The organism is Burkholderia sp. Bp9016, assembly GCF_003857765.1.
Taxonomy (GTDB): Bacteria; Pseudomonadota; Gammaproteobacteria; order Burkholderiales; family Burkholderiaceae; genus Burkholderia.
Genome location: NZ_QTPY01000018.1, coordinates 129,531 through 155,306 on the forward strand (window position 1 = coordinate 129,531; position 25,776 = coordinate 155,306).

27 protein-coding genes and 1 pseudogene are annotated in these 25,776 nt (G+C 66.0%); 13 read left to right on the forward strand and 15 right to left on the reverse strand.

What is annotated here, in order from left to right:
- The first annotated feature begins 38 nt into the window (after positions 1-38).
- On the forward strand, positions 39-1,433 hold the full coding sequence (fumC, locus tag DIE13_RS22285; RefSeq protein ID WP_124829313.1) for a class II fumarate hydratase: 1,395 nt from the start codon (positions 39-41) through the stop codon (positions 1,431-1,433).
- Between the two features lie 45 nt (positions 1,434-1,478).
- Here the strand turns inward: fumC and DIE13_RS22290 are convergent, their stop codons facing one another.
- Positions 1,479-1,991 (reverse strand): acyl-CoA thioesterase, encoded by a 513-nt coding sequence (locus DIE13_RS22290; protein WP_014897688.1) that lies wholly within the window; start codon positions 1,989-1,991, stop codon positions 1,479-1,481.
- A gap of 144 nt (positions 1,992-2,135) precedes the next feature.
- Complete coding sequence (locus DIE13_RS32970) at positions 2,136-2,276, reverse strand: hypothetical protein (RefSeq protein WP_175751069.1); 141 nt, start codon at positions 2,274-2,276, stop codon at positions 2,136-2,138.
- A gap of 201 nt (positions 2,277-2,477) precedes the next feature.
- On the opposite strand from DIE13_RS32970, the gene DIE13_RS22300 reads away from it, so the two are divergent.
- Complete coding sequence (locus tag DIE13_RS22300) at positions 2,478-3,185, forward strand: helix-turn-helix transcriptional regulator (RefSeq protein WP_124829314.1); 708 nt, start codon at positions 2,478-2,480, stop codon at positions 3,183-3,185.
- A 160-nt stretch (positions 3,186-3,345) separates the two neighbouring features.
- Entirely contained in the window at positions 3,346-5,838 is a 2,493-nt protein-coding gene (locus DIE13_RS22305) for a DUF6600 domain-containing protein (protein ID WP_124829315.1), read from the forward strand.
- 107 nt (positions 5,839-5,945) lie between these two features.
- On the opposite strand, the gene DIE13_RS22310 is transcribed toward DIE13_RS22305, so the two are convergent.
- Together DIE13_RS22310 and DIE13_RS22315 are read right to left on the reverse strand one after the other, a co-directional pair.
- On the reverse strand, positions 5,946-6,917 hold the full coding sequence (locus DIE13_RS22310) for a thymidylate synthase (RefSeq protein WP_124829316.1): 972 nt from the start codon (positions 6,915-6,917) through the stop codon (positions 5,946-5,948).
- Positions 6,918-6,958: 41 nt separating this feature from the next.
- The gene (locus tag DIE13_RS22315; RefSeq protein WP_124829317.1) at positions 6,959-8,356 is read right to left on the reverse strand and encodes a sigma-54 dependent transcriptional regulator; all 1,398 of its coding nucleotides are present in this window, start codon (positions 8,354-8,356) and stop codon (positions 6,959-6,961) included.
- A 593-nt stretch (positions 8,357-8,949) separates the two neighbouring features.
- Here DIE13_RS22315 and DIE13_RS22320 point away from each other — a divergent pair.
- Together DIE13_RS22320 and DIE13_RS22325 are read left to right on the forward strand one after the other, a co-directional pair.
- Positions 8,950-9,186 carry a hypothetical protein gene (locus DIE13_RS22320; protein WP_311768338.1) on the forward strand — a complete coding sequence of 79 codons (237 nt, stop codon included), beginning with the start codon at positions 8,950-8,952 and terminating at the stop codon, positions 9,184-9,186.
- Positions 9,187-9,456: 270 nt separating this feature from the next.
- Positions 9,457-9,957 (forward strand): dihydrofolate reductase, encoded by a 501-nt coding sequence (locus tag DIE13_RS22325; protein ID WP_124829319.1) that lies wholly within the window; start codon positions 9,457-9,459, stop codon positions 9,955-9,957.
- A 90-nt stretch (positions 9,958-10,047) separates the two neighbouring features.
- On the opposite strand, the gene pmbA is transcribed toward DIE13_RS22325, so the two are convergent.
- Positions 10,048-11,418: a metalloprotease PmbA gene (gene pmbA, locus DIE13_RS22330; RefSeq protein ID WP_098549374.1), complete on the reverse strand. Its 1,371-nt coding sequence runs from the start codon at positions 11,416-11,418 to the stop codon at positions 10,048-10,050.
- A 127-nt stretch (positions 11,419-11,545) separates the two neighbouring features.
- On the opposite strand from pmbA, the gene yjgA reads away from it, so the two are divergent.
- Together yjgA and mog are read left to right on the forward strand one after the other, a co-directional pair.
- Positions 11,546-12,151: a ribosome biogenesis factor YjgA gene (gene yjgA / locus DIE13_RS22335; RefSeq protein WP_275405004.1), complete on the forward strand. Its 606-nt coding sequence runs from the start codon at positions 11,546-11,548 to the stop codon at positions 12,149-12,151.
- Entirely contained in the window at positions 12,135-12,758 is a 624-nt protein-coding gene (gene mog, locus DIE13_RS22340; protein ID WP_124829320.1) for a molybdopterin adenylyltransferase, read from the forward strand. Before yjgA ends, mog begins: the two co-directional genes overlap by 17 nt.
- 16 nt (positions 12,759-12,774) lie before the next feature.
- Here the strand turns inward: mog and orn are convergent, their stop codons facing one another.
- Positions 12,775-13,398, reverse strand: coding sequence for an oligoribonuclease (orn, locus tag DIE13_RS22345; RefSeq protein WP_124829321.1), 624 nt, complete (start codon positions 13,396-13,398; stop codon positions 12,775-12,777).
- A 99-nt stretch (positions 13,399-13,497) separates the two neighbouring features.
- Between orn and DIE13_RS22350 the strand changes: the two genes are divergently transcribed.
- From DIE13_RS22350 to DIE13_RS22360, 3 genes are read left to right on the forward strand one after another with little or no spacing between them, the layout of a single operon-like run.
- Positions 13,498-14,757, forward strand: coding sequence for a M48 family metallopeptidase (locus DIE13_RS22350; protein ID WP_124829322.1), 1,260 nt, complete (start codon positions 13,498-13,500; stop codon positions 14,755-14,757).
- Positions 14,754-15,695, forward strand: a complete 942-nt coding sequence (gene rsgA / locus DIE13_RS22355; RefSeq protein ID WP_124829323.1) for a ribosome small subunit-dependent GTPase A — start codon at positions 14,754-14,756, stop codon at positions 15,693-15,695. The genes DIE13_RS22350 and rsgA overlap by 4 nt, the downstream gene beginning before the upstream one ends.
- A 57-nt stretch (positions 15,696-15,752) precedes the next feature.
- Positions 15,753-16,070, forward strand: coding sequence for a putative signal transducing protein (locus tag DIE13_RS22360; RefSeq protein ID WP_124829324.1), 318 nt, complete (start codon positions 15,753-15,755; stop codon positions 16,068-16,070).
- Positions 16,071-16,147: 77 nt separating this feature from the next.
- On the opposite strand, the gene DIE13_RS22365 is transcribed toward DIE13_RS22360, so the two are convergent.
- From DIE13_RS22365 to rpsP, 6 genes are all read right to left on the reverse strand, one after another.
- Positions 16,148-17,086: a CobD/CbiB family protein gene (locus DIE13_RS22365; protein WP_124829325.1), complete on the reverse strand. Its 939-nt coding sequence runs from the start codon at positions 17,084-17,086 to the stop codon at positions 16,148-16,150.
- Between the two features lie 120 nt (positions 17,087-17,206).
- Positions 17,207-17,893: a CoA pyrophosphatase gene (locus tag DIE13_RS22370; RefSeq protein WP_124829326.1), complete on the reverse strand. Its 687-nt coding sequence runs from the start codon at positions 17,891-17,893 to the stop codon at positions 17,207-17,209.
- A gap of 87 nt (positions 17,894-17,980) precedes the next feature.
- Complete coding sequence (gene rplS, locus DIE13_RS22375; protein WP_011883860.1) at positions 17,981-18,373, reverse strand: 50S ribosomal protein L19; 393 nt, start codon at positions 18,371-18,373, stop codon at positions 17,981-17,983.
- Positions 18,374-18,506: 133 nt separating this feature from the next.
- Positions 18,507-19,301, reverse strand: a complete 795-nt coding sequence (trmD, locus tag DIE13_RS22380) for a tRNA (guanosine(37)-N1)-methyltransferase TrmD (RefSeq protein ID WP_124829327.1) — start codon at positions 19,299-19,301, stop codon at positions 18,507-18,509.
- Positions 19,302-19,979, reverse strand: coding sequence for a ribosome maturation factor RimM (rimM, locus tag DIE13_RS22385; protein ID WP_124829328.1), 678 nt, complete (start codon positions 19,977-19,979; stop codon positions 19,302-19,304). It abuts the gene before it with no gap.
- 42 nt (positions 19,980-20,021) lie between these two features.
- Complete coding sequence (rpsP, locus tag DIE13_RS22390) at positions 20,022-20,276, reverse strand: 30S ribosomal protein S16 (RefSeq protein ID WP_006400702.1); 255 nt, start codon at positions 20,274-20,276, stop codon at positions 20,022-20,024.
- Positions 20,277-20,428: 152 nt separating this feature from the next.
- Between rpsP and DIE13_RS22395 the strand changes: the two genes are divergently transcribed.
- Together DIE13_RS22395 and DIE13_RS22400 are read left to right on the forward strand one after the other, a co-directional pair.
- Complete coding sequence (locus DIE13_RS22395) at positions 20,429-21,568, forward strand: PQQ-dependent sugar dehydrogenase (RefSeq protein WP_124829329.1); 1,140 nt, start codon at positions 20,429-20,431, stop codon at positions 21,566-21,568.
- Positions 21,569-21,677: 109 nt separating this feature from the next.
- Entirely contained in the window at positions 21,678-22,145 is a 468-nt protein-coding gene (locus DIE13_RS22400; protein ID WP_096507577.1) for an NINE protein, read from the forward strand.
- Between the two features lie 15 nt (positions 22,146-22,160).
- Here DIE13_RS22400 and DIE13_RS22405 read toward each other — a convergent pair whose 3' ends face one another.
- Together DIE13_RS22405 and DIE13_RS22410 are read right to left on the reverse strand one after the other, a co-directional pair.
- Positions 22,161-23,339 carry a PA0069 family radical SAM protein gene (locus tag DIE13_RS22405; protein WP_124829330.1) on the reverse strand — a complete coding sequence of 393 codons (1,179 nt, stop codon included), beginning with the start codon at positions 23,337-23,339 and terminating at the stop codon, positions 22,161-22,163.
- Between the two features lie 103 nt (positions 23,340-23,442).
- Positions 23,443-23,931 (reverse strand): Lrp/AsnC ligand binding domain-containing protein, encoded by a 489-nt coding sequence (locus tag DIE13_RS22410; protein ID WP_124829331.1) that lies wholly within the window; start codon positions 23,929-23,931, stop codon positions 23,443-23,445.
- 145 nt (positions 23,932-24,076) lie between these two features.
- Here DIE13_RS22410 and DIE13_RS22415 point away from each other — a divergent pair, with 145 nt between their 5' ends.
- Entirely contained in the window at positions 24,077-25,363 is a 1,287-nt protein-coding gene (locus tag DIE13_RS22415; protein ID WP_124829332.1) for a D-amino acid dehydrogenase, read from the forward strand.
- Positions 25,364-25,660: 297 nt separating this feature from the next.
- Here DIE13_RS22415 and DIE13_RS22420 read toward each other — a convergent pair.
- Positions 25,661-25,776 (reverse strand): annotated as a pseudogene (locus tag DIE13_RS22420) (electron transfer flavoprotein subunit alpha/FixB family protein); the annotation flags it as partial.

Sequence of the window (25,776 nt, forward strand, 5' to 3'; positions counted from 1 at the left end):
CGACGCGCGGCCTTTCCCCTTCCCAAGAGGAGTGCATCATGAACGAAGCAGTTCGGATGGAACGCGACACGTTCGGCGAGATCGCCGTGCCGGCCGACCGGCTCTGGGGCGCACAGACCGAGCGCTCGCTGCAGAATTTCCGGATCTCGACGGAGAAGCAGTCGCCCGAGCTGATCCACGCGCTCGCGATCGTCAAGCGCGCGGCGGCTGCGGTAAACCAGTCGCTCGGCGTGCTCGCCGACGACAAGGCGCACGCGATCATCGACACGGCCGACGAAATCATCGCGGGCAAGCATCCGCGCGAATTCCCGCTCGCCGTATGGCAGACGGGCTCCGGCACGCAGACCAACATGAACCTCAACGAGGTGATCGCGAACCGCGCGAGCGAGCTGATGGGCGGCGAACGCGGCGAAGCGCGCAAGGTGCACCCGAACGACGACGTGAACCGCGGCCAGTCGTCGAACGACGTGTTCCCGACCGCGATGCACATTGCCGCCGCGTACGCGATCGTCAATCACCTGCTGCCCGCGCTGCGCACGCTGCGCGCGACGCTCGATGCGAAGTCGAAGGCATTCGCCGACATCGTGAAGATCGGCCGCACGCACCTGCAGGACGCGACGCCGCTCACGCTCGGCCAGGAATTCTCCGGCTACGTCGCGCAACTCGACCAGGGCATCCGGCACCTCGAATCGACGCTGCCGCACCTGTACGAACTCGCGTTGGGCGGCACCGCAGTCGGCACCGGGCTGAACGCGCATCCGGAATTCGCGGTGCGCGTCGCCGACGAGATCGGCCGGCTGACCAAGCTGCCGTTCGTGACGGCACCGAGCAAGTTCGAGGTGATGGCGGCCGCCGACGCGTTGGTGTTCGCGCACGGCGCGCTGAAGACCGTCGCGGCCAGCCTGATGAAGATCGCGAACGATGTCCGCTGGCTCGCGAGCGGGCCGCGCTGCGGGCTTGGCGAACTGTCGATTCCGGAAAACGAGCCGGGCAGCTCGATCATGCCGGGCAAGGTGAATCCGACGCAATCGGAAGCCGTGACGATGCTGTGCTGCCAGGTGTTCGGCAACGACGTCGCGGTCAACGTCGGCGGCGCAAGCGGCAATTTCGAGCTGAACGTGTTCCGGCCGATGATCGCGCACAACGTGCTGCAATCGGTGCGGCTGCTCGCCGACGGCGCACAGAGCTTCAACGACCACTGCGCGGTGGGCATCGAGCCGAACCGCGAGCGCATCGACCTGCTGCTGAACGAATCGTTGATGCTGGTGACGGCGCTCAACCCGCACATCGGCTACGACAAGGCCGCGCAGATCGCGAAGAAGGCGCACAAGGAAGGCACGACGCTGAAGGCCGCCGCGCTCGCGCTCGGTTACCTGACCGAGGCGGAATTCGATGCGTGGGTGCGGCCCGAGCAGATGATCGGATCGCGGTAATCACACGATGACGGGCGCGGCGCGAACGCGCGGCGTCCGTGGATGTCAGACCGTGCCCTTCGCCACTTCCTCGGGCTTCATCTCGACAATCTTGTCGAGCGCGGCACGCACGTCGGCCGCATATTTCGCGAGCACTTTCTGCTCGTCGGTCTCGGGCACGAACGGCGGCACCGGCACCGGGTTGCCGTTCTCGTCGACCGCGACGAACACGACGAGGCAGTCGGTCGTCTGACGCAGCACGCCGCCCTTCGGATCGCCGGCATGCACGGACACGTGGATATGCATACTGGTACGGCCCGTCGCGACAACACGCGCCTTCAGTTCGACCAGATTGCCGACGAGGATCGGACGCTGGAAGCGGATATTGCCCACGCTGACCGTCACGCAATAGCGGCTCGACCAGACCGCCGCGCACGCATACGCGACCTCGTCGATCCACTTCATCAGCGCGCCGCCATGCACCTTGCCGCCGAAATTCACGGATGACGGCTCCGCAAGGAAGCGGAATACGGTTTCGGTGCGGTCGAGGGCGGCCGGTACGGGGGACGGTTGGGACATCGTGTTGGCTCCAGGCGGCGGGGGCGCTGCAATCGGCGCATTATACGTTGCACTGCGGCAACGCGTCGCAATACGCGCCGCGCCGCGGGCGCCGCACGCACAACCGTGCGCTGACGCGGAACACTCGCCGGAAACCGGCGCGCGTCAGCGGCGCACCGTGATTCCCTGATCGATCGTCCCGTACATCTCAAGGCTGCCGCCCCGCTCGCCGGCGGCGGCCGCGCCGCCCTGCGCACAGGCCGCGCAAACCAGCGCGGCCGCCAACAGGCAGAAAATCGTCTTCATCGTTGCATCGTGTCGCATCCGGCGGCCCACTGCCGCCGTGTCCGGCCATTCTACGCGTGCACGACCGGCGGCCGCAGTCCGGCCCGCCGCGACGCTGCTGCACCGGTGTCGCCCCACCGCATCCGACATTTCACCCGAACGCGAAACATCGAATGCGTCCAGCGCCTACACTGCAGTCATCCCGCCAGACGAGACACGACGATGACCGATCAAGACGACCACCACTTTCCGGGCCTGAGCCGCATCGGCGCGCTGATCGCGGATCCGGGGCGCGCCGCGATGCTGTGGGTGCTGATGGACGGCAGCGCACGGCCGGCCGGCGAGTTGACGATGATCGCGGGGCTGTCGCCATCCGCCGCGAGCGCGCACCTCGCCCGCCTGACCGACGGCGGCCTGCTCGCGCTCGACGTGCGTGGCCGGCACCGCTACTACCGGCTCGCATCGGCCGACATCGCGGCATCGCTCGAAGCGCTCGCGTACGTCGCGCGCGCAGCTGCTCCGCATCGCCCGGTACCGCCGCCATCGCGCACGGTGCCGGCAGAGTTGCGCTATGCGCGCACCTGCTACGACCACATGGCCGGCGAACTGGCGGTCCGGATCTTCGACGGACTCACCGCGCGCGGCTGGCTGCAGGCAAACGGCGACGAGATCGCGACCACCGAGCTCGGCACGCAGGCGCTCGCGCGCTGGGGCATCGACGTCGAGCAGCAACGCGCGCGCCGGCGCCGCTTCGCATGCGGCTGTCTCGACTGGAGCGAGCGCCGCGCACATCTCGGCGGCGCACTCGGTGCGGCGCTGCTAGACAGCTTCTGCGCGCACGGCTGGATCGAGCGCACCGCGCGACCGCGCGTGCTGCGCGTCACCGTGCCCGGTCAGCAGATTTTCGACGAGTGGCTTACGTCCGTTTGACACGCGCCTTGCGCCGTACGACAACGGCGCCCGATGGACAGGTTTTGTTACATCGCAAGCCATTCGACTTACAAAACACCGAGCATTGAAACAGGCCCAGCGGATATTGTGAACTGGACGGCACGAATCGACGCGCCGCGCCTACGACAAGACGCTCAACATGGCCTCCCTGTTCAAGCTGAAGCGAACCGCCCGCTGCATCCTGCTCGCATTTCTCGCACTGGCTACCGTGCCCCCCGTATTCGCGCAATCGACCACAGCGGCACCGTATGCGGCCGCTCCCCGGCAATCGGGCGGCGACCCGCCCGGCCGCGTCGCCAGACTCAACTACCTGTCGGGCGCGGTGACGACGGAGCCCGCAGGCACCGATACGTGGTCGTACGCCGCCGTGAACCGACCGCTGACCACTGGCGATCAATTGTGGAACGACGCCGACGCGCGCTCGGAACTGCACATCGGCTCGACGGCTGTGCGGCTTGGCGCCTCGACGAGCCTGTCCGTGCTGAACCTGGACGACACGACGACGCAGCTCAAGGTCGGCCTCGGCACGGTATCGACGCACGTGCGCGAGTTGCCGTCCGGCGCCTCTTATGAACTCGACACGCCCAACCTCGCGCTCGGCATCGGCGGCCCCGGCGACTATCGCGTCGACGTCGCGCCGAACGGCACGAGCACGACGGTGACCGTGCGCAGCGGCACGGCGACCGTCTACGGCAGCAACGGGTGGTATCCGCTGTCGTCCGGGCAGCAGGTCGTGTTCACCGGCACCGACCTGCAGGTCGCGCAACAGTCGGCGGTGCCCCGCCCCGATCCGCTCGACCAGTGGGCCGCCAGCCGCGACGCGGCCGAGGAACGCTCGGTGTCGGCCCGCTACGTGTCGCGCGACATCCCCGGCTATCAGGATCTCGACGCGAACGGCACATGGCGGGAAACCCCGAATTACGGCGCGGTCTGGGTGCCGAACGACACGCCGGCCGACTGGGCGCCCTATCACGACGGGCACTGGATCTGGCAGGCGCCGTGGGGCTGGACGTGGGTCGACGACGCCCCGTGGGGCTTCGCTCCGTATCACTACGGACGCTGGGCCTATGTCGACGACAGTTGGGCGTGGGTGCCCGGCGCAATGGCCGTCAGCCAGCCGCCCGTCTACGCCCCGGCACTCGTCGCGTTCGTGGGCGGTGGTGGTGGCCCCGACTGGAGCGTCGCGCTGACGATCGGCGGCGTCGCCGCGGCCGGCTGCGCATGGTTCGCGCTCGGCCCGGGTGAAGCGTGGCATCCGGGCTGGGGCGGCTGGAGCCCGCATTACTACGATCGCGTGAACCGGAACATCGTGGTGAACAACGTCACGGTGAACAAGACCGTCAACGTGACGAACATCACCAACATCAACAAGACGTACGTGAACTTCCGCGCGCCGCATGCGATCACGGCCGTGCCGGCGTCGGCGTTCGTGCACGGCCAGCCTGTCGCACACTTCTCGCAGCACGTCGATCCGCGGCAATGGCGCAATGCACACGTGATGCCCGGTACGCCCGGCATCGCGCCGGTGCGTCAGAGCTTTACCGGGGCATTGCGCACCGCCAGCTACCGTCCGCCGGCGGCGATCGGACAGCACCCGTTCGTCGCGACCCGGAATCCGGCCGTCCCGGCGGCCTATCGCGACCAGGCCGCCGCGCATCTCGCCCGGCATGGCGAGCACGTGCCGGGCGCGGGTGCGCCGGTCGTGAAGACGACCGTGCCGTCCGACTATACGGCGCGCCAAGTCCACATGCCGGGCGATCCGAAAGGTGGCGCATGGGCGATGCGCAACGTGCAGCTCGTGAATCCGCACGGCCCCGTCGTGCAGCCGGCTCACGCGCCGCGCGAAGGCCAGCCGGCCCGCATCCAGGCTCAGGCACCGGCCGCGCGGCCGGGTATGCCGATGAAGGTCATGGCGAACGTTGCGCGGCCCGCGAACGGTACGGCACCCGATGCAGCACGCTTTGCAAACGACGGCGCATCGCAGCCGCCGGGCCGCGAGACCCCGCATTCGGCATTCGCGCCCGGCAACCCCGTCCCGCACCCGCCGACGGCCGGCAGCGGTCCGGACGAACGCGGCACCCCGCATGCGGCCGCCTGGATGCAACCGCACACGGCCATGGAACGTCAGCGCCCGACGCCGCCGACCGCGTTGCACGCGGCGGGACAGAACGCGCTGCCGCCCGTGCGCAGCGCGGCGCCGGTGCCGCATCCGGAAAACACACCTGGCACCCAACCCGGCATGCGCCAGGAGATGCCGCGCGCGTTGCCGCAACCGCGACTCGACACCACCGCGCAGATTCCGCAACCGCGGCCGCGCCCCGATTTCGCGGCGCCAGCCCAGCATTCGCAGCCGCGACCGGAGCGGGCGGCCCCTGCGCTGCAATCGCGCCCCGAATTTGCGCGACCGACACAGCACCACGAAGTCGCGCCGCCGCGCGTGAACGAGTACCGCCCGCCTGCGCCCGCCGTGCATCCCATGCCACGACCGCAGCCGCCGGCACCGCGTATCGAGCCGCGACCGTCGATACCCGCGCCACACATGGAAACGCGGCCGCAGCCGGCACCGCACGTCGAAGCACCGCACCACGGCAGTCCGCCGGCCGGCGGTCACGAGGAACACCGCCGTCCGTGACCGTCGTCCGACAAAGCAAAAAGGCCCGGCCGGCTGATGCCGGTCGGGCCTTCATCCTGATGCCGGGCGGGACTCGCGTGTTCCGCGCCGCCCGGGCCGGCGGGTTGTCAGACCGCCATCGGCGCGGTCAGCGGCTCATGGTGCCGATAACCGACGAGCGAGAAATCGGACGGTTCGATCTGCTCGAGCCATTCAGGCGCATACACACGCGTCTTCGCGTACTCCGGCACGCGCTCGGCGATCTCGAGCCGCGGGCTCTCGTACGGCTCGCGCGTGAGCTGCTGTTGCAGCATGTCGAGCTGATTCTCGTAGATGTGCGCGTCGCCGATGAAATACGTGAACCAGCGCGGCGTGTAGCCCGTCAGCCGGCCGACCAGCGCCAGCAGTGCGGCCCCTTCGGTCAGGTTGAACGGCGTGCCGAGCCCGACGTCATTGCTGCGGATGTACAGGCACAGCGAAATCTCGCGCTTCGCGACGTTCGGCAGGAACTGGTACAGCAGATGGCACGCAGGCAGCGCGATCTGATCGAGCACCGCCGGATTCCATGCATGAAACAGAATACGGCGGTCGGACGGGTTTTCCATGATCGTGTCGAGACACTGGCGCAACTGGTCGATCGCCTTGTACAGCAGCACCTTCGGTGCACTGTCCTCGTCGAAACGCGTGACGATCCGGAAACCGCGGCGCGTCGCGTCGGCGATCTGCGCGTCGGCGCCTGCATCGAGCACCTTGTAACCGGGCCACTGGCGCCATTGCACGCCGTACACGTCGCCCAGATCGTCGACGCCCTGGCGATACGGGTTCGCGAGCCACTGCGCATTGTCGTTCGCGTTCGCGTCCCATACCTTGCAGCCGAGCGCGCGGAAATCGGCCGCGCTGCGCGATGCCCGCAGAAAACCGACCAGCTCGCCGACCGCGGACTTGAACGCGAGCTTCTTGGTCGTCACGGCCGGGAAACCTTGCTGAAGGTCGAAACGCAGCATCGCACCGGGCATGCTGATGGTGCGGATGCCCGTGCGGTTCTCCTGCCAGGTGCCGGTGTCGAGGATGGTGCGAACGAGATCGAGGTACTGTTTCATGCGGGTTCCTTCGGCCGCGAGGGCGGCCGTACCCGCCAATTTTAGCAAGCGTGCCGCGGAACCTCCGGCAACGGCGCGGAAAACCCTGCCAGCGTGTCGCCGCGATCGCGCATTCCGTGCGCGCACATCAGCCGGTAGAGCGTGACGCGCGACACGCCGAGTTCGCGTGCGGCATCGGCGAAACGGCCGCGATGCCGCAACAGCGCCTGCTCGATCGCCTGCCGTTCGGCCGCCTCCCGCGCCTCCGTCAGCGACACGGGCGCGAGCATCGCGAACTCGTTCAGCTCGAGATCGGCCGCGGTAATCATCCGTCCCTCGGACATCACGATCGCCCGACGCACGCGGTTGATCAGCTCGCGCACGTTGCCCGGCCACGGATAGCCGTACAGCGCGGCGATCGCATCCGGCGAGAAACCGCGCAGGCGGCGATGCGCATCGCCCTTGAAACGCTCGAGCATGTGGCGCGCCAGCACCTCGATATCCTTGCCGCGCGCACGCAGCGGCGGCTCCTCGATCTTCAGCACACACAGGCGGTGGAACAGGTCCTCGCGGAAACGCCCTTCGCGCAGCGCCGCCTCCATGTCCACGTGGGTCGCGCAGATCACGCGCACGTCGACCGGCACCGATACGTGCGCGCCAAGCCGCTCGATCTTGCCTTCCTGCAGGAAGCGCAGCAGGCTCGCCTGGCTTTCGAGCGGCAGGTCGCCGATCTCGTCGAGAAACAGCGTGCCGCCATTGGCCGCTTCGACGCGGCCGATCTTGCGCTGATTCGCCCCCGTAAACGCACCGCGCTCATAGCCGAACAGTTCGGCCTGCAGCAGGGTCGACGGGATGGCACCGCAGTTGATCGCGACGAACGGCGCGTGCGCGCGCGACGAGCGCTCGTGAATCGCGACGGCCGTCAGCTCCTTGCCCGTGCCCGATTCGCCGGAAATAAATACCGGTGCATCGGTCGTCGCGACGCGCCGGATCGTCTTGAACAGCCCGAGCATCGCGTCGCAGGTGCCGACCATCTCGCCTTCGGCGCGCCCGGCGCCGACCGGCGACGCCACCGGATCGGTCAGTGCGACCATCCCGTGCGCATGGCCGACCGTCTCGACGATTCGCGCGGTTTCGTACGGCATCGTCACGTAGTCGAAGCAATAGTCACGAATCAGGTGCCGCAGCGTGGCGTCCTGCAATTGGCCGCGCAGCGTCGCAGCGATCCAGCCGATGTGCTGAATGCTCAGACACGCTTCGAGTTCGCGCAGGTCCGCGGGCCTGAAACCCGGCGAAAAATCGAGCAGGCCGGCAGATGCAACGCCGTGCTGCACGACGCGCCGCACGTCGCGTGCGGTCTCCGCAAGATCGACACGCCATCCGCATTCGTCGAAATGTCCGCGCAACGCGTCGTTCGGTTCGCGCGAAAAATAGATCACATGCCGCTGCTCGGCTCGCATATGCACACCCCGTTCATCAACCGTCTAACGATTGCCGCGCACGCGAAATCACGTGCGAAAAGGATCAAATCGGGTCAGCCGAAGCGGCTCGATTCGCCATGTCCATACGCGGCAACGACATGCCTCGGATGATGGCGCTTGTTTCGCGTCCAGTTATTTTTTTGATCAAGACAGCTTAGTTATAGGCGCCGAATACGACAAACCAATTGCAGCGCACGTGGGCGAGCGGCCGAATCGCTCTGCGGTCGATACAGGTCAATCATCTGCACATAGCACACGGGCAGTGACATCTTCCCGTATCGACACATGCGCCGATTTTCATCCTTGCGGCGTGGTGATTGAATCCGCAGTATTCCCGAGCCCCATCGTTTCATGCCTGAAACATTTTTCGGCGTTTTCGACCGTGATTCGCAATGCTCACGAGCGAGTCGCAGATGCGACAACGCTCCTCGAGCGATGGCATGCATTTCGCTGAATGAGTAACAGATCGGAGAGCGCCGACCATGCGAAAAATCCCTTTACTTTCTTTCCTGCCCGCTGCGATTGCGCTCGCAGCGGCCTGCCCGTTCATACCGGCATACGCGGGCGAAAGCATGATGCCTGGTCATGCGACGCTGCTTGCCGAAAGCACGCTGAACGCACGACAGGAAGACGAATTCGGCATCATGTTCGTCGCGGCGCCGCAACCGCTTTCCTCCGACAAGTCCTCGGTGACGCTGTGGGACGAAATCGCACCGCCCGCCCGGCTGCCGATGCCGATTCCCGCACCACGCCCCGGTGACATGCAGCATGCGATGGAAGGAGGCGCAGGAAACCAGCCGCATCAATGATGCGCATGCGATTTCGCATCCCCGACATTCGATGAGGATTACATATCGATTGATTTCGTCATGGACGAACCCCGAGTCGCATCCCGCATCGTCGACGCAACCACGCGCACCTTTTTCGTGCCCGTCCCCCGGCGGGCACTCTTTTTGTTCGGGGCATCGCCGTCGCGCATGCTAGAACGCGAACACCGCTGCCAGCCCGCGCCGCATCCGGCACAACTTGCCGTTCCGGTAGAATCGGCGCCATTGCGATTCCCCCTTTTCCCGACTCTCATGACGACGTTGACCCTGATCGTCGCGCGTGCCCGCAACGGCATCATCGGCCGCGACAACCAGTTGCCCTGGAAACTTCCCGAGGACCTCGCGTTCTTCAAGCGCATGACGATGGGTGCGCCGATCGTGATGGGCCGCAAGACCCACGAGTCGATCGGCCGTCCGCTGCCGGGCCGCCGCAACATCGTCGTCACACGCGACGCAGCGCGCCGCTTCGATGGCTGCGACACCGTCACGTCCCTCGCCGACGCGCTCGCGCTCGCTGCGCGCGATGGCGTGCCCGAAGCATTCCTGATCGGCGGGGCTCAGCTCTATATGGAAGGCCTCGCGCTCGCGGACAAGCTGGTCGTCACCGAGATCGATGCGGATTTCGACGGCGACGCGTCGTTCCCCGCGCCCGATCCCGCGCACTGGCACGAAGTGTCGCGCGACCCGCACCAGGCTGCCGCGCCGAACACGTTCGGCTATGCGTTCGTCGTCTACGCGCGCAAGCACGGCTGACGCGCAAAGCGACGCGACGCGTAATGAAAAAGCCCGACCGGCTCGCGCCGATCGGGCTTTTCGTTTTCATGGCGGCCGATGCCGCTCGGCTTACTGGCCGGCGATCGTCATCTGTTCGATCAGCACCGAGCCCGTTTCCTTTGTACCGCGCACGATCGAATCCGCTCCGATCGCGACGATATGCCGGAACATTTCCTGTAGCGTGCTCGCGACGGTGATTTCCTCGACCGGGTACTGGATCACGCCGTTCTCGACCCAGAAGCCCGCCGCGCCGCGCGAATAGTCGCCGGTCACGTAGTTCACGCCCTGCCCCATCAGTTCGGTCAGCAGCAGGCCCGTGCCAAGCTTCTTCAGCATCGCGTCGAAATCGTCGCCCGGTTGCGTATTCGAGCTGCGCAGCGCGAGGTTGTGCGAGCCGCCCGCATTGCCGGTGGTCTGCGTGCCGAGCTTACGTGCGGAATAGGTCGACAGGAAGTAGCCCTCGACGACACCGTCGCTGACCACACTGCGCGCGCGCGTGCGCACGCCTTCCTCGTCGAACGGTGCGCTGCCCATTGCGCGCGGCACGTGCGGATCCTCGACGACCTGGACGTGCGGTGCGAACACCGGCTTGCCGAGGCTGTCGACGAGGAACGACGTCTTGCGGTACAGCGCACCGCCGCTCACGGCCTGCACAAATGCGCCGAGCAGGCCGGCCGCAAGCGGCGCCTCGAACAGCACGGGCACCTTGCGGGTGTCGAGACGGCGTGCCCCCATCCGCGCGAGCGCGCGTTCGGCCGCATAGCGCCCGACGGCTTCGGGTGCGGCGAGATCGACCGCGCTGCGCTTCGACGAATACCAGTCGTCGCGCTGCATGTGGCGGCCGCTGCCCGCGATCGGTGCGCACGCGATGTAGTGACGCGAATACGGGTAGCCGGCGAGAAAGCCGCGCGACGTTGCGAGCACGAACTGCGAATGCTGCGCCGACACGCTCGCGCCTTCCGAGTTGCGGATCTGCGGGCTGACGGCGAACGCGGCGTCTTCCGCGCGGCGGGCGAGCTCGACGGCCTCGTCGGCCGACAGCGCCCACGGGTGATAGAGATCGAGGTCGCGCGGGTCGGTTTCGAGCAGTTCGGCTTCGGCGAGGCCTGCCGCGTCGTCTTCGGCCGTGAAGCGCGCGATGTTGTATGCGGCGGCGACGGTATCCTTGATCGCGGCCGGCGAAAAATCGGACGTGCTCGCGTTGCCGCGCTTCTTGCCGATGAACACCGTCACGCCGACCATCTTGTCGCGGTTGTGTTCGATCGTCTCGACCTCGCCGCGGCGCACCGACACCGACAGGCCGTCACCTTCGGAGATTTCAGTCGCGGCGTCGCTCGCGCCGAGCGCCTTCGCATGGCGAAGGATGTCCGAGGCAATTTCTTTGAGTTGGTCCTGCGTGTGCGGGAAATAGCGCGCTTGTACGTCGAGATTGGCTGCCATCGTCTTGATATCCGGTGGCGGGCGGGCGCCCGCGTGTTCAAAATGTTGCGTATCCCGCGATCATAGCAAGGTCCGGGGCCGGATACCGACAAGCTTCGGGGGTCCGCGCCGCGATACAATGCCGCCCATGACACGCAAAACCCGAATCCAGCCGATCGAGCATGCCGTCGAAGACGACGACAATGGATACGATCGCCCCAGCAAATCCCAGTTGAAACGCGAGATGCACGCGCTGCAGGAGCTCGGCCAGGCACTGGTCGACCTGCCGAAGGACGCGCTCAAGCGCATGCCGATGCCCGAAGATCTTGCGGACGCCGTGCGCGAAGCCCGCCGGATCACCGATCACGAAGGCAAGCGCCGCCAGTTGCAGTACGTCGGCCGCGTGATGCGCTCGCTGACCGACGACGAGACGGCCGCGCTGCGCACCGCGCTCGACGCACAGCGCGGCGTCAACAAGGCCGCGACGGCGCGCCTGCACTGGATCGAGCGCACGCGCGAACAGTTGCTCGCGAACGACGACGCGCTGACCGAATTCCTCCGCCAGCACCCCGAGGCCGACATCCAGGAAGGCCGCACGCTGATCCGCAACGCACGCAAGGAAGCGCAGCAAGGCAAGCCGCCGCGCTATTTCCGCGAACTGTTCCAGTGGATCAAGACCGCAAGCGGCACGGACGAGGCGGACGGCGATGACGCGCCGGACGATGCCGGAGACGACCATGACGACGAAGCGTAACCACCCGGACGAGCTCGTGGTCGGCCTCGTGTCGATCAGCGACCGCGCGAGCACCGGCGTCTACGAGGACAAGGGCATTCCGGCGCTGCAGGAATGGCTTGCCGGCGCGCTGACCTCGCCCTGGCGCGCCGAAACCCGGCTGATCCAGGACGACGCACCGACAATCTCCGCCACGCTGGCCGAACTCGTCGACGTCGCCGGCTGCGATCTCGTGCTGACGACGGGCGGCACCGGCCCCGCGCGCCGCGACGTGACGCCGGAGGCCACGCTGGCCGTGGCAACAAAGGAAATGCCGGGATTCGGCGAACAGATGCGGCAGATCAGCCTGAATTTCGTGCCGACCGCAATCCTCTCGCGGCAGGTCGCGGTGATCCGCGAAACGGCCCGGGCCGACCATGCGGCGCTGATCATCAACCTGCCCGGTCAGCCGAAGTCGATCCGGGAAACGCTCGAAGGGCTGCGCGATGCCGACGGCAAGTCGACCGTGCCCGGCATCTTCGCCGCAGTGCCCTATTGCATCGACCTGATCGGCGGCCCGTATATCGAGACCGACGCCGCGGTGGTCGCGGCATTCCGGCCGAAGAACGCCCAGCGCGCGCCGCGCTGAGCGTGTGCCGGCCCGCTCAGGCGGCCGGCGCGGACTCGCCTGCCGGCGCCGCCGATGCGGCCGGAATCAGGAAATGCTGGCGGTAGTACTTGAGCTCGTCGATCGATTCGAGGATGTCCGCCAGCGCCGTATGCATCGCGCGCTTCTGGAAACCCTTGTAGATCGCGGGCTGCCAGCGGCGGCACAACTCCTTGAGCGTGCTGACGTCGAGGTTGCGGTAGTGGAAGAACCGCTCGAATTCCGGCATCCAGCGCGCCATGAAGCGGCGGTCCTGGCAGATCGAGTTGCCGCACATCGGCGACTTGCCGGGCGACACGTACTGCGCGAGGAACGCCTGCAACTGCGCGGCGGCTTCCTCCTCGGTCACGGTCGACGCGCGCACGCGGTCGATCAGGCCCGAACGGCCGTGCGTCGACTTGTTCCAGTCGTCCATCTTCGCGAGCGTTTCGTCGCTCTGGTGGATCGCGAACACAGGGCCTTCCACGGCAATGTCGAGCGTGGAATTGGTCACGACGACCGCGATTTCGATGATGCGGTCGTTATCCGGGTCGAGGCCCGTCATCTCCATGTCGAGCCAGACGAGGTTCAACTCGTTGCGCACGAGCGCGGGCTGGCTGGCGGAAGCGGCGGTATCGGTCATGAGTCATCCTGGAAAATGGCGGACGGCGGGCGGCATCGCGTAAGCGGGCCCGGTCCGCAAGAACATATAATTCTCGCATAGAACCCTTTGGCGCCTTCGATGTCACCCTTTTCGTTCACCCTGCTGTTTGCGATCGCCGTGCTCGCGATGGTCGTCACCAAGCTATGGCTCGCGTCGCGGCAGATCCGCTTCGTCGCCGCGCACCGCAACGGTGTGCCCGCGCAGTTCAGCGCCACCATTCCGCTGAGTGCTCACCAGCGCGCGGCCGACTACACCGTCGAGCGCACCCGGCTCGCGATGTTCGAGATCGTCGTCAGCGCGGCCGTGCTGGTCGGTCTCACGCTGCTCGGCGGCGTAGGCGCGCTCGACACGCTGCTCACCGGCTGGTTCGGTCGCGGCTACGGGCAGCAGGTCGCGCTCGTCGCCGCCGTGCTCGTGATCACGAGCGTGATCGACGTGCCGTTCGAGTATTACCGCCAGTTCGGAATCGAACAGCGTTTCGGCTTCAACCGGATGACCAGGCGGCTGTTCTTCACCGACATGCTGAAAAACACGCTGCTCGGCGCCGTGCTGGGCCTGCCGCTGCTGTTCGTCGTGCTGTGGCTGATGAACCAGGCCGGCAGCCTGTGGTGGCTGTGGACGTGGATCGTCTGGGTCGCGTTCCAGATGCTCGTGCTGCTGATCTACCCGACCTTCATAGCGCCGATCTTCAACAAGTTCGAACCACTGAAGGACGACGCGCTGCGCACGCGCATCGAGTCGCTGATGAAGCGTTGCGGCTTCGCGGCGAAGGGCCTGTTCGTGATGGACGGCAGCCGCCGTTCCGCGCACGGCAACGCGTACTTCACGGGCTTCGGCGCATCGAAGCGGATCGTGTTCTTCGACACGCTGCTCGCTCGGCTGTCGGGCCAGGAAATCGAAGCCGTGCTCGCACACGAGCTCGGTCACTTCAAGCGCCGTCACGTGATGAAGCGGATGCTGGTGTCGTTCGTGCTGAGCCTCGTGCTGCTCGCCCTGCTCGGCTGGCTCGCGCAACGCACGTGGTTCTACACCGGCCTCGGCGTCACGCCGTCGCTCGACTCCAGCAACGCAGGTGCCGCGCTCGTGCTCTTCTTCCTCGCGATTCCCGTGTTCCTGTTCTTCGCGACGCCGTTCAGCAGCCTCACGTCGCGCAGGCACGAATTCGAGGCCGACGCGTTCGCGGCCAGCCAGACCGATGCACAGGATCTCGTCAGCGCGCTCGTGAAGCTTTACGAGGACAACGCGTCGACACTGACGCCCGACCCCGTCTACACGGCCTTCTACTACTCGCATCCGCCCGCCTCGCAGCGGATCGACCGCCTGATGCAGCACGCATGAGCCGGCCGACCTCCCGCAAGCCGGCCCCGCGTGCGTCGGACGCGCCGCGAGTCGAAGGCCGCGTGATCGCGGCGCATGGCCGCCACTACATCGTCGCCCCCGACGACGACGGCCCGATGCTGCAGTGCTTCCCGCGCGGCAAGAAGAGCGACATCGCGGTCGGCGACCGCGTCGTGTACGAACAGGCATCGGCCGACCAGGGCGTGATCGTCGAGATCGGCGAGCGGCGCAACCTGCTGTACCGCTCGGACCAGTTCAAGTCGAAACTCTTCGCGGCCAACCTCGACCAGTTGCTGATCGTTCTCGCGACCGAGCCCTATTTCAGCGAAGACCTGCTCGGCCGCGCGCTGATCGCGGCCGAGGCGAACGAACTGAAGCCGCTCGTCGTACTGAACAAGATCGACGTCGAAGCCGCACTCCCGGTCGCCCGCGAACGTCTCGCGCCCTACCGGGCCCTCGGCTACGACGTGCTCGAGCTGTCGGTAAAAGGCTCGCCCGACGATGCGCGCGCGCAGTTGGTACCGCATCTGGCCGGGCATTCGACGATCCTGCTCGGCCAGTCCGGGATGGGCAAGTCGACACTCGTGAACCTGCTCGTGCCCAATGCCGAGGCCGCGACCCGCGAAATCTCGGCGGCGCTCAACAGCGGTCGCCACACGACGACGTTCACGCGCCTCTATCCGCTCGAAGGCGGCGGTGCGCTGATCGATTCTCCGGGGTTCCAGGAATTCGGCCTTTATCACCTGACCGAAGGCCGCCTCGAGCGCGCGTTCCCGGAATTCCGCCCGCTGCTCGCGGACTGCCGTTTCTATAATTGCCATCATCTGCACGAGCCCGGCTGCGCGATTCTCGAAGCCGTCGCCGATGGCCGCATCGCGCCGTCGCGGCATGCGCTCTACGCTCAGCTCGTGCACGAGGCAAGCCAGATCGTCCGCTGATCGCGCGGCGGGCAGAAGGCGGGCCGGTTGGACCGGCCTTCACCGACAGGAGCCGCGATGCGTTTCAAGGCACCCGATCTCGCGACTGCGCAGCATTGGGCCAATGTCCTGCAGGTGGCCGGCATAGGTTGCGAGCTGCATAACTGCTACGCGACCGGCGCACTCGGCGGCCTGCCCGCCGACGCGTGCGCGCCCGAGCTGTGGCTCGCCGACGAGCGCGACGATGCGCTGGCGCGGCGCCTTCTCGATGCCGCGTCGAATGGCCCGTCGGCCGGCGCTGCCCCATGGCGCTGTCGCCAGTGCGGCGAAGCGCTGGAGGCCCAGTTCACGGCCTGCTGGCAATGCGGCGCGGTGCGCGATCCGCTCGACGACTGAATGCGCCGAGCGCACCCACAGCAAAAAGGCCGGCATCAAGCCGGCCTTTTCATTTCATCGGGCGCTGCCCTCTCGCGTCATGACACCCAGACGGCAAGCGTCAGCATCAGCAGCAGGATCATCCACAGGATCACCGCGCGCCAGACCAGGCCGACGGCCGACTGCAGCGTGCGCGGCGTGCAATCGTCGCCAACCGTCAGCGGGCCGCTATCGCCGACTGCGAGCGCGTCGAGACTCGACGGTTCCGCGAGCGGCCCGGCCAGGCGCGCGCCGAGTGCGCCGCTACCGGCCGCGAGCAGCACGCCGTCGTTCGGGTCCGGCCACTGACGCGTGTGGTTGCGCCACGCGTAGATCGCATCCTCGAAGTTGCCGACGATCGCGAAGCCGAGCGCCGTCAGTCGCGACGGAATCCAGTCGATCGCGAAGAACGCGCGCTGCGCGAACGTCGAGAATGCAGCCGTGCGATCGTCGCCCGGCGTCGACCACGTGCGCGCAAGATATTCGGAAATGCGGTACAGCACGGCGCCGGCCGGGCCGATCGGCAGCACGTACCAGAAGAACACACCGAACACATGACGATGCGATGCGACGACCGCATGAATCAGCGTGTGGCGGACGATTTCGCCGACCGGCATGTCGACCGTATCGAGGCCCGTCCACTCGTGCAGGATTTCGCGCGCGCGCGGCACGTCGTCATTGTTGAGCGCGAGATGGATGTCAGTGAAATAGTGGCTGAACTGACGGAACCCGAGCGTGAAATACACGACGACGACGTTCCAGATGAACGCGAGCACGAAGCTCACCTTGTAAAGCAGGAAATAGATCAGCGCGACGACCAGCACCCACGGTAGCACGACCGCGAGCCACGCGAGAACGCCATGCTTTTGCTTGCCGGCGTCGAGACCATGCGCGACGGTTTCCGCATGAAACTGGAACAGCGCGAACACGGGATTGCTCGGCGACAACGCGCGGACCTGTTCGATGATGAGAGCGAGGAGAACCGAAAAGAAAGTCATGCGTGGCGCCGTCTTCGGAGTTATGTCATTTTTTGCATAACGATAGCACAGCGTAAGCAGCGCATGGCTGCCGGCGCGAACGCCCGGCAGACGGCCGCGTGCGCCGGATCCGGCGGGATGTCATCCGGCTGCCAAGAAGCGGTACAGATTGCGCAACATGCCGGCAGTTGCGCCCCAGATGAAGTAATGCCCGTCGGATTTGCCATTCGGATAGGGCATCGCAAAAAAACGACGTTCGCCGCCTTCCCAGCGGAACACGCGGACCTGATGGTTCGCCGGGCTCATCAGGAACGCGAGCGGCACCTCGAAAATCTCGGCGACTTCGAACGTGTCGGCCTGCACGGTAAATGGCGGATGCACGAGTCCCACGACAGGTGTCACGCAAAAGCCGGTGCCCGTCAGGTAGTCGGGCAACGCGCCGAGAATCTCGACCCGCTCTGCGGCCAGCCCGATTTCCTCCTTCGCCTCGCGCAACGCCGTCGCGGTCGTGTCGCAATCGAACGGTTCTCGACGACCGCCAGGGAAACTGATCTGCCCGGCGTGGTCGTTCAGATGATCCGCGCGCTGCGTGAGCAGCACGGTGAGGCCGGTGTCGCGAACGACGAGCGGCACGAGGACGGCAGCGCTGCGCGGATCGACACCCTCCTGCAGCCGCGCTTCGCCGGGTTCGACACTCCATTCGAGCGTGCGCGCGAAACGCTCGCGCAAGCCGGCCGGCATCAGCAAACGGGAATCGATGGAGGGCAGGCCCGCGCCGGTGCCTTCGACCGGCAGGACCTCGGGATCAATGATGGGGCGACGATTCAATGGAACTCTCGCGTTCGTGTCGTATCGAGCATATTGTCGCGCCAGAATGAAAAAAGCACCCGGGTGGGTGCTTTTTCCTTACAGCTCTTACTCTTGGGAAGCTGCTGCGGTGCGATCCTTCGACACCAGCTTTTCCTTGATTCGAGCCGACTTGCCCGAACGCTCGCGCAGGTAGTACAGCTTCGCACGACGCACATCGCCGCGACGCTTCACGACGATACTCGCCAGCAGCGGCGAGTAGGTCTGGAACGTACGCTCGACACCTTCGCCCGACGAAATCTTGCGGACGATGAAGTTCGAGTTCAGGCCACGGTTGCGAATCGCGATCACGACGCCTTCGTATGCCTGAACGCGCTTGCGGTTACCTTCAACCACGTTCACGTTCACGATCACCGTGTCGCCCGGGGCGAATTCGGGGATCGTCTTGCCGGCGAGCGCGCGCTCGATCTCTTCCTGCTCAAGTTTTGCAATCAGATTCATCACTGACTCCTAAAGCCATCATGTCGGCGTTTGCACCCGCCTGCTCCCAGGCTTGGCCCCGATAGAGGATGGATTTACATCAGGCACCGCGCACGCATGCACGGCACCGCCATTTCCCGCCTGCGACGCCGCCTCAAGAGGCGTTCTTCGCTTCGCGTGCGAGGTTCGCAAGCCATGCCTCGTCGGCACGGCTCAGCAATTTGTCGCGACGCGCCCGGTCGATCAGATCCGGCCGCTTCTGCAACGTATTCTTCAAGGCTTCCTGCCGTCGCCACCGCTCGATCTCGGCGTGATGCCCGCCGAGCAGCACGTCCGGCACGCGCATCCCCTCGTATTCCTCGGGGCGCGTGTAATGCGGACAATCGAGCAGCCCGTCGGCGAAGCTGTCCTGCACGGCCGACTGCGAGTCGTTCAGCACACCGGGCAGCAAGCGCACGACGGCATCCATCATCGCCATCGCCGGGAGTTCGCCACCGGACAGAACGAAATCGCCGAGGCTGATTTCCTCGTCGACGCAACGGTCAAGCAGACGCTGGTCGATCGCTTCGTAGCGACCGCACAGCACGACGACGCCCGGCTCCTGCGCCATTCGCATCGCGCGTTCGTGCGTGAAAGGCGCGCCTTGCGGCGACATCATCACCACACGCGTGCTCGCGACACCCTGCTCCGCCTGCGCTGCCTTCGCAGCACCGATCGCAGCTTCGAGCGGCTTGGCCAGCATCACCATGCCCGGGCCGCCACCGTACGGACGATCATCGACCGTGCGGTAGTTATCCGTCGTGAAATCACGCGGGTTCCAGGTGCGCAGCCCGAAGCGCTCCTGCTTCACGGCCCGGCTGGTGATCCCCCAGTCGGTCAGCGCGCGGAACATTTCGGGAAAGAGCGTGATGACATCGAACTGCACCGCGCTCTCCGTAGCCTGGTTCATTTAGTAATCGGCTTCCCAGTCGACGACGATGCGACGTGCCGCCTGATCCACCGTTTTGACGTATACACCGACGAACGGAATCAGCCGTTCGGCGGTGTCCGGCTGACCGTCTTTGCCGATCGCCGGATATTCGACGCGCATGATCGAATGCACGCCGTTGTCGATCATCCCGCTCACTGTCCCGAGCGCCACCGATTGCTCGTTGACGACCTCGAGACCGATCAGGTCGACCCAATAGAATTCGTCCGCGGCCAATGCCGGGAAATCCTCCCGGCGCACGAACACGCGAAAGCCGCGCAAAGCCAGTGCGGCATCGCGGTCGCTGACACCCGCGGATTGCGCTACGACCGTGTCGCCGTGCGTCTTCGACTGCAGGATGCGGGCGGACAACCGCTCCCCACCCCGTTCCAGCCACCAGCGGCGTGCATTTAGCAGCGCATCGCCGCCGCGACCGGCGTCGGCATGCGTCGCCACCTTGACCCAACCCTTCAGGCCATAGGCGTCGACCACCGCCCCGACCTCGACAGCATCGTCGGGCCAGGCTTGCACCGCCTCGAGGCTGCCCTGCTCGGCAGCCGTACCGGCGTCCGCGACAACGTCGCGTGCGACCGGCTTGCGGACGAATGCGCCAAACGACGCTCGCCCGCGCTTCGTGTTACCGGAATCGTGACCGGACATCAATGCTCCTTGCAGCCGGCACGACCGGCACACCGCGCCATGTTAGGCAGCCGGTTGCGCCTTTTGCGCTTCCTTCACGAGACGCTGGACGGTCGGCGACAGTTGTGCGCCAACGCCTTGCCAGTACGTCAGACGGTCCTGAGCGATACGCAGCGCTTCGCCCTTCGTAGCAACCGGGTTGTAGAAACCGACGCGCTCGATGAAGCGGCCGTCACGACGGTTACGCGAATCGGTAGCAACGATGTTGTAGAACGGGCGCTTCTTCGAGCCGCCGCGAGCCAGACGGATGATAACCATATGAAATCCTTCGGGGAAACCGGGTTCGAAACTACTGAAACGTGCGATTATAGCCGGAAACTGAAGCCACAACAAACACTTACGCGCAAAAATTCCGCGGATGCCTCAGTCACCGGGCATACAATCGTCGTGTTCAGACGCCGCCCACAGCCATGCCGCTATTTCGCGCAACGTCGAAGCACCGCGCGCAGCACCGCCTCACGGGCTTGCTGGCCGGTCTCGCCACCTGTCTCGCGTCCGCTGCGGCTTGCGCCGCACTGCCGGTGGGCGAACTCGTCATGCCACCCGGCTTTCACGTGGACGTGCTGACCGACGCCGTGCCGACTGCGCGCGAAATGGCGTGGTCGCCCCGCGGTATCCTGTATGTCGGCACACGGGAAGGCCGCGTGCACGCGCTCGTGATGCACGAGGGCCGGATCGGCGCCCACTACGTGATCGCGTCGGGGCTCGACATGCCCGTCGGTGTCGCGTATCGCGACGGTGCGCTCTATATATCGGCCGTATCGCGCATCCTGCGCCTCGACCACATCGACGACCGGCTATCGAAGCCGCCCGCGCCGGTGGTCGTGACGGACGCGCTGCCGACCGAACATCACCACGGCTGGAAATTCATCGCGTTCGGCCCCGACGGCAAGCTTTATGTGCCGACCGGCGCACCGTGCAACGTATGTCTCGTCGACCGCAGCCGGTACGCGATCATCGCACGGATGAACGCCGACGGCAGCGGGCGCGAGGTATTTGCCCGTGGTGTGCGCAATACGGTCGGCTTCGCGTGGCACCCCGACTCCGGCGAGCTGTGGTTCACCGACAACGGGCGCGACATGATGGGCGACGACGCACCCGACGACAAGCTGAACCGCGCACCGCGCGCGGGCCTCGACTTCGGTTTCCCTTACTGCCACGGCGGCGACACGCCCGACCCCGAATTCGGCAGCCCCGACGTGTGCCGCCGATATGTGCAGCCCGTCCTGAAACTTGGCGCGCACGTCGCGGCACTGGGCATGCGTTTCTATACGGGACCGATGTTTCCGGCGTCGTATCGCAATAACGTATTCATTGCCGAGCACGGCTCGTGGAATCGCAGCACGAAAGTCGGCTACCGCGTAATGCGCGCCGTCGTGTCGGCGGATGGCAGTCACGCAAGCCAGACGCCATTCATCACGGGCTGGCTGCGTGCGAACGGTACGGTGTGGGGCCGCCCCGCCGACGTGCTGCCGCTACCGGACGGCTCGCTGCTCGTCAGCGACGATTACGCGGGCGCCATCTACCGCGTCACCTATGCGTCACCTTGACGCAGGCGAGGGGTGACCGGGTCCGACCGGGCATCGTAGAATGCGTGCCGGGCCGTGCGCCCGCGCCGGCCTGTCGGGCCGCCCATGCAACGATCATCCGCCGCCACCCATGTCCAGCAGCACCGCACCGTCCCGCCGCTTCCGCTCCAAGACGCTTACCGCCGCCCTCGCCTTCCTGTTCGGATCGCTCGGCGCGCATCGCTTCTACCTGTATGGCTTTCGCGACGTGTACGGCTGGGCGCACCTGCTCGCGACGATCGTCGGCATCCCCGGCTTCCTGCTGCTCGCCGCCACACAGCGCAGCGCCGGCCTCGGCTGGTGGCTCGCGGTGCCCGGCGCGATCTCGCTGCTGGCCGCGTTCCTCGCCGCGCTCGTCTACGGGCTGCGCCCCGACGAAAAATGGGATGCGCAATTCAATGCCGACACCGGCAAGCACAGCCGATCCGGCTGGACAGTGATCTTCATCGTGATCTTCTCGCTGCTGATCGGTGCGTTCCTGCTGATGACCGCGCTCGCGCTGTCGTTCCAGACGTATTTCGAATCGCAAGTCGAAGCAGCAAAGCAGATTTCGCAATAAGCGCCGACGCGCGGGTCAGAACAGGCTCAACTGCGCGTCGTCACGCACCTTCGCACCTGTTGCGCCCGCAACGATGCGCTGCGCGGGCGCCTTGCCCGCCGGTGCGCCGCGAAACTGCGACAGATCCAGGATGCCGTTCGTGCGTTCATTCAACCCGAGCCGCTTGACGGCCTGACGGAAGCGCTGCCGCAACAGGTCGGCCCAGATCCCTTCCCCCTTCATCCGCTTCGAGAAATCCGAGTCGTAGTCCTTCCCGCCGCGCATGTCGCGCACGCGGTTCATGACGCGTTCCGCACGATCGGGGAAATGCGCGGACAGCCAGTTCTTGAACAGCGGCGCTACCTCCCACGGCAGCCGCAGGATGATGTAGCTCGCATGCGTCGCACCGGCATCCGCGCAGGCCTCGAGCACGCGCTCCAGGTCGGGCTCGGTGACGAACGGGATCATCGGTGCAATGCTCACGCCCACCGGCACGCCCGCGTCGCGCAGCGCGCGGATCGTACGCAAGCGGCGCGCCGGGGTCGCCGCTCGCGGCTCCAGCGTGCGCGCGAGATCGGCGTCGAGCGTGGTGATAGTGACCGCAGCCATCACCTGTCCGCGCGCGGCCATCGGCGCGAGCAGATCGAGATCGCGCTCGATCAGCGACGACTTCGTGATCGCTGCGAATGGCAGCCCGTGATCGTGCATCACCTGGATCACGCTGCGCGTGATGCGCAGTTCGCGCTCGACCGGCTGGTATGCATCTGTGTTCACGCCGAGCGCGATGGGTTCGGGCACGTAGCGCTTACGCGAAATCTCGCGTTCGAGCAGTTCGGCCGCGTTGACCTTCGCATAGATGCGGCTCTCGAAATCGAGCCCCGGCGATAAACCGAGATAACTGTGCGTAGGCCGCGCGAAGCAGTAGATGCAACCGTGCTCGCAGCCGCGATACGGATTGAGCGACACGCTGAACGGAATGTCTGGCGACTGGTTGTGCGTCAGGATGCTCTTGGCGCGCTCCTCGAACACCTGCGTGCGCAGCGGCGCGGCCAGATCGGCATCGTCCGATTCGTGCATCCAGCCGTCGTCCACCGTTTCGCGCAGGGTCGTTTCGTAACGGCCCTGCAGGTTGTCGACCGCACCACGCCCCTTGCGGGGCGCGGGCGGTGCTATCGGAAATTCGTTGTCGGACAGACCGTCCATGCGCTCACCCATTCGCCTGCACCCAATACTGTATATTTATACAGTATTGGGTGCAGCGTGCCAAGGGCGCGATATGTGGACCGACAGGCAGTCCGAAGCCGGGCCGCCGCAGCGGTCATTCGCCGACTGAAATCGTCAGCGTCTCCTTGATTTCCTCCATCACGACATAGCTCTTCGACTGTACCGCGCCGGGCAATTGCAGCAGGATGTCGCCGAGCAGCTTGCGATAGTCGGCCATCTCGCCGATCCGCGCCTTGATCAGGTAGTCGAAATCGCCCGACACGAGATGGCACTCGAGCACCTCGTCGATCTTCATCACTTCGCGGCGAAACTGCTCGAACATGTTGCCACCCTTGTGGCCGAGCGTGATCTCGACGAATACCAGCAGCGCCGCGCCGAGCTGGCCCGGATCGACGCGCGCGTGATAGCCGGTGATGACGCCGTCCCGCTCCATGCGCCGCACGCGTTCGATGCACGGCGTCACGGTCAGTCCGACCTGTTCCGCGAGGTCCTTCATCGCCATCCGGCCGTCTTCCTGAAGCAGTTTCAGGATGCGCCGGTCGAGCTTGTCGAGGGAGCGTACTGGCTGGCGTTGCGTTCTCATTTGTTTCTTCTGAAAACCTGAAAAATACGATAACAAAACCTACACATTCGACAATACCATAGCTCAAAAAACTAGATCAGCTAGAGGTTACACGGAGCCGCGGGTGCGCCCGGCCTCGACCTGATCCCTTCCATCTGGAGCAGCTATGCGAGTCGTCATTCTGGGCAGCGGTGTGGTGGGCGTGGCAAGCGCGTATTACCTCGCGCGCGCCGGTCATGAAGTCACGGTGATCGACCGGGAGGCCGGCCCCGCGCTCGAGACGAGCTTCGCGAACGCGGGCCAGATCTCGCCCGGCTATGCCGCGCCGTGGGCCGCTCCCGGCGTGCCGCTGAAGGCCGTCAAGTGGATGTTCGAGAAGCATGCTCCGCTCGCGATCCGCCTCGACGGCACGCGCTTCCAGTTGCAGTGGATGTGGCAGATGCTGCGCAACTGCACGGCCGAGCGCTATGCGGTCAACAAGGGCCGCATGGTCCGCCTCGCCGAATACAGCCGCGATTGCCTGCAGGCGCTGCGCGCCGACACCGGCATCCAGTACGAAGGTCGCACGGGCGGCACGCTGCAGTTGTTCCGCACGCAGCAGCAACTCGACGGCGCGGCGAAGGACATCGCGGTGCTGCAGGAAGCGAACGTGCCGTTCGAACTGCTGTCGCCGGCCGAACTGAAGAACGCCGAACCGGCTCTCGCCGCCGTGTCGCACAAGCTGACGGGCGGCCTGCGCCTGCCGGGCGACGAAACGGGCGACTGCCAGCTGTTCACGACGCGCCTCGCGGCGCTCGCCGAATCGCTCGGTGTCAAGTTCCGCTACAACACGCCGATCGACGCACTCGCGATTGCCGGCGGCAAGATCGCCGGCGTGCAGTGCGGCAGCGAGACGATACGCGCGGATGCGTACGTCGTCGCGCTCGGCTCGTACTCGACCAGCTTCATCTCGAACCTGATGAAGATTCCGGTCTATCCGCTCAAGGGCTATTCGATCACCGCGCCGATCGTCAACGAAGCGGCTGCCCCCGTGTCGACGGTGCTCGACGAAACCTACAAGATCGCGATCACGCGTTTCGACCAGCGCATCCGCGTCGGCGGCATGGCGGAAATCGTCGGCTTCGACAAGAGCCTGCGCGCAGCGCGTCGCGAAACGCTAGAAATGTGCGTGAACGACCTGTTCCCGGGCGGCGGCGATACGTCGAACGCGACGTTCTGGACGGGCCTGCGCCCGATGACGCCGGACGGCACGCCGATCGTCGGCCGCACGCCGGTATCGAACCTGTTCCTGAACACCGGCCATGGCACGCTCGGCTGGACGATGTCGTGTGGCTCGGGCCAGTTGCTGGCCGACCTGATCTCGGGCAAGAAGCCGGCAATCCAGGCCGACGACTTGTCGGTACATCGCTACCTGAAGGACGTGGCCGGGCAGACGCGTCCGGCATACGCGTAAGTCCAGACGGCCCGCCGCCATGCGGGCCGGCCGGCATCGAAAGGAAAGGCGCCGCGCGGGCGCCTTTTTCGTTTCGACGAACGGACAGCCGGATCTGAACGGGATGTCCGCCAACGCGAGCCCGCTCCCGGCGCCCTCTGCTTCGAGTCCGTCGCCGGCATGAATACATGTTCTGCGCAGCATCGCCCGAACGCGATCTTCGTACCGGGAACCTCCCCTTCTTCGCTCGGAGCATGAAAAAAGGGGCGCTCATCGCGCCCCTCATCTTGCTGCTTACCGCTGAAGCATCACACTGCTTCAGCCGAGCTCGGTCACGAGTTCCGGCACGAGCGCGAACAGATCGCCGACGAGACCGTAATCGGCCACGCTGAAGATCGGCGCCTCCGGATCCTTGTTGATCGCGACGATCACCT